At 54.2% G+C, this 3,539-nt stretch carries 4 protein-coding genes; 3 read left to right on the top strand and 1 reads right to left on the bottom strand.

Annotation, left to right across the window (positions count from 1 at the left end; translation table 11 throughout):
• From ldtD to WFM46_RS23155, 3 genes are all read left to right on the top strand, one after another.
• Positions 1-904: L,D-transpeptidase (ldtD, locus tag WFM46_RS23165; RefSeq protein ID WP_336998659.1), on the top strand; the 904-nt coding region annotated here is incomplete at its 5' end.
• Between the two features lie 178 nt (positions 905-1,082).
• Positions 1,083-1,631, top strand: a complete 549-nt coding sequence (locus tag WFM46_RS23160; RefSeq protein WP_103178935.1) for a YcbK family protein — start codon at positions 1,083-1,085, stop codon at positions 1,629-1,631.
• Positions 1,632-1,649: 18 nt separating this feature from the next.
• Positions 1,650-2,297 (top strand): MBL fold metallo-hydrolase, encoded by a 648-nt coding sequence (locus WFM46_RS23155; RefSeq protein WP_103178936.1) that lies wholly within the window; start codon positions 1,650-1,652, stop codon positions 2,295-2,297.
• Between the two features lie 112 nt (positions 2,298-2,409).
• Here WFM46_RS23155 and WFM46_RS23150 read toward each other — a convergent pair.
• The coding region (locus tag WFM46_RS23150) for an amino acid aminotransferase (protein ID WP_336998658.1) at positions 2,410-3,539 on the bottom strand (1,130 nt) is incomplete at its 5' end.

The following is a 3,539-nucleotide window of genomic DNA, read 5'->3' as shown; positions in this document are numbered from 1 at the left end:
CTCCTACGACCGCAGCCTGGTTGAAGCGGTAAAAGCCTTCCAGACCAGCCAGGGGCTGGGCGCTGATGGCGTTATCGGCCAGGCGACGCGTGAGGCGCTAAACATGACTCCTGCGCAGCGTGCCGGGGTGCTGGCGTTGAATATCCAGCGCCTGCGTTTGCTGCCGGGAACACTCTCGACGGGCATCATGGTGAATATCCCGGCCTTTTCGCTGGTCTATTACCAGAACGGCAGTGAAGTGCTGGCCTCCCGCGTGATTGTGGGCCGCCCGGATCGTAAAACGCCGATGATGAGCAGCGCGCTGAATAATGTGGTGGTTAACCCGCCGTGGAATGTGCCGCCGACGCTGGCGCGCAAAGATATTTTGCCGAAGGTGTGGAATGACCCGGGTTATCTTGAACGCCATAACTATACCGTGCTGCGCGGCTGGAACAGTAAAGAGGCGATAGATCCGTGGCAAGTCGACTGGGCGACCATCACGCCGGCGAATTTACCCTTCCGTTTCCAGCAGGCACCTGGTGCACACAACTCGCTGGGTCGGTATAAATTCAATATGCCAAGCTCGGATGCCATCTATCTGCACGATACGCCGAACCACAACCTGTTCCAGAAAGATGCGCGTGCGCTCAGCTCCGGTTGTGTGCGCGTCAATAAAGCGTCAGAACTGGCAAATATGTTGTTACAGGATGCAGGCTGGAACGACACACGTATCTCGGATGCGCTGAAGCAGGGTGACACGCGATATGTGAATATCCGCCAGAATATTCCGGTTAATCTGTACTATCTTACCGCCTTCGTCGGCAAAGACGGTCGAACGCAGTACCGTACAGATATTTACAATTATGATGAGACTGCCCGGTCCAACACACAAATTCTGCCCAAAGCAGAGCAATTGATCAGATAAATGAAGAAGTTCGGAAAATTCCGGTAGTCTAAGTGGGAAAATAAACGGGGTCTTGCGGTTGCAAGCCCCGTCTTTCCTGGGTTGTGGTGCCTTGACGATGACAGGTTTGCCCGGTAATGTGCCCTTCGTGCGCTGTAAAGCATCTATACGATAACATTGACCTGTAGACCTGATTACCATGGACAAATTCGACGCTAATCGCCGTAAGTTGTTGGCGTTAGGTGGCATTGCGCTGGGCGCGGCCATCTTACCTACGCCATCATTTGCCACGCTCTCTACCCCTCGACCACGTATTTTGACGCTTAATAACCTGCACACAGGTGAGTCAATCAAAGCTGAGTTTTTTGACGGTCGGGGCTATATTCAGGATGAATTAGCCAGGCTGAATCACTTTTTCCGTGATTTCCGCGCCAATAAAGTAAAAACCATCGATCCGGGATTATTTGACCAGCTTTACCGCCTGCAGGGTTTGCTTGGCACCCGCAAACCGGTACAGCTCATTTCCGGCTATCGCTCCCTTGATACCAATAATGAATTGCGTGCCCACAGCCGCGGTGTAGCCAAAAAGAGCTATCACACCAAAGGGCAGGCGATGGATTTTCATATTGAAGGCATTTCGTTAGCCAATGTTCGCAAAGCTGCGTTATCTATGCGCGCAGGTGGTGTAGGATATTATCCACGTAGCAACTTTGTGCATATTGATACCGGGCCATTGCGGCACTGGTAATAACAAATCAGGAGCAGTATGAACTATCGTATTATTCCGGTCACCGCCTTCTCCCAGAACTGTTCGCTTATCTGGTGTGAACAAACCAAACTGGCAGCCCTGGTCGATCCCGGTGGCGACGCAGAGAAGATCAAACAGGAAGTCGCTGCCGCTGGCGTGACCTTAATGCAGATCCTGTTGACCCACGGCCATCTCGATCATGTGGGGGCGGCGGCTGAACTAGCACAGCATTATGGCGTGCCGGTGATTGGCCCGGAAAAAGAAGATGAGTTCTGGCTGCAGGGATTGCCGGCGCAAAGCCGCATGTTTGGCCTTGATGAATGTCTCCCTCTGACGCCGGATCGCTGGCTGAATGAGGGCGAGAGCGTCAACGTGGGCAATGTGACATTACAGGTCTTGCATTGTCCAGGGCATACTCCAGGCCATATTGTTTTCTTTGATGACCAGTCGCGCCTGCTGATTTCCGGTGATGTGATCTTTAAAGGCGGCGTAGGGCGCAGTGATTTCCCCCGGGGCGATCACGGCCAGCTGATCCGCTCGATCAAAGAGAAGTTATTACCGCTGGGCGACGATGTGACTTTTATTTCAGGTCATGGCCCGATGTCTACCCTGGGATACGAACGGCTGCACAATCCGTTCCTGCAGGATGAACTGCCGGTCTGGTAATCACCATTAAAAAAGCCTGCTTTAAGCAGGCTTTTTTAATTGCCCGGTGGCGCTACGCTTACCGGGCCTACACGTAGGCCGGGCAAACGCAGTGCCGCCCGGCTTAGCGTTTTTACAGCACTGCGACAATCGCTTCGCACAGCGGCGCCATGTTATCCGGCGTCATCCCCGCCACGTTAACACGACCTGATGCCACCGCATACACGCCAAACTCTTCGCGCAGACGCAGAACCTGCTCTTTGGTCAGGCCGCTGAATGAGAACATGCCATTCTGTTTGATGATAAAGCTGAAGTCGCGATCCGCCCCTTTTTCTGCCAGGGTGTTCACAAACAGCTGACGCATGCGCTGAATACGCTGACGCATGTCGTTCAGTTCCTGCTCCCAGATAGCGCGCAGGGCGTCATTACTGAGGATAGTCGCCACTACAGACGCACCGTGAGCCGGCGGGTTAGAGTAGTTAGCACGAATAACGGATTTCATCTGGCTGAACGCACGGTCAACGGTCTGCTCATCAGACGCCACCAGCGTACAGGCACCAACGCGCTCATTGTAGAGGCCGAAGTTCTTGGAGTAGGAGCTGGCAACAATCAGCTCTTTATGGACTGCTGCGAAAGCGCGCAGGCCTTCTGCATCTTCTTCCAGACCACGGGCAAAGCCCTGATACGCGAAGTCGAACAGCGGCAGCCAGCCTTTTTCTACGGAGAGTTTCGCCAGCTGTTCCCACTGCTCCAGCGTCGGATCAATGCCGGTTGGGTTATGGCAGCAGCCGTGGAACAGCACCACATCGCCCGCCTGCGCTTCGCTCAGGCTGGCCAGCAGGCCGTCGAAGTCCAGAGAGTGGTTGGCCGCGTCGTAGTAAGCATATTCACGCACTTCCAGACCCGCAGAGTTAAAGACACTCTTGTGGTTCGGCCAGCTCGGATTGCTCACCCAGACGGTTTTTACGCTGGTGTTTTTGGCAAGGAAATCCGCTGCCACGCGCAGTGCGCCAGTACCGCCAGGGGTCTGCGCCGTGCGGGCACGTTTATCGCTGACAATCGCGCTGCCTTTGCCGAAGAGCAGTTCCTGGGTGCAACGACCAAATTCCGGAATACCGTCGATGCCGAGGTAGTTTTTGGTATTTTCATTTTCCAGCAGATACTGCTCAGCTTTTTTTACGCTGGTCAGTACCGGGGTCTTGCCGGTCTCATCTTTATAGACACCAATACCCAGGTTAATTTTCCCGGGGCGGTCATCGGCAC

This window comes from Leclercia sp. M50, from assembly GCF_037150775.1.
GTDB lineage: Bacteria > Pseudomonadota > Gammaproteobacteria > Enterobacterales > Enterobacteriaceae > Enterobacter.
This window is presented reverse-complemented; position numbering and strand designations above follow the sequence as displayed.